The 236-nt window shown below is 44.5% G+C and carries 1 protein-coding gene; it reads right to left on the reverse strand.

From position 1 onward, the window contains the following. Nucleotides 1–236, reverse strand: a 236-nt coding sequence (locus HC752_RS25550; RefSeq protein WP_342029505.1) for a hypothetical protein, incomplete at both ends; no start/stop codon positions are given.

Consider the following 236-nt stretch of genomic DNA (forward strand, 5'->3'; position numbering starts at 1 on the left):
CAAAAGCTTCAAACCGACAAACAACGCGTGGCATTTTTGGTTTGCGGTGATTTTCGTGTTTAAGGCGTAATGCGGCGGCTTGATTTGTGCGTTGTCTGCGGTTTAAGCTGGCGTTATAGCGCTTTGAAGATTCAAGGGTTGTAAGGCTTTCGAAAGTTGCTGGCTTCAGTGTTTTCGAGTTCGATTCCTCAACCATATCTAAAGTGAAAAATTCTCGGCAAACCAAGTTGCTGCAA

It is taken from the genome of Vibrio sp. S9_S30, from assembly GCF_014694455.1.
GTDB lineage: Bacteria > Pseudomonadota > Gammaproteobacteria > Enterobacterales > Vibrionaceae > Vibrio.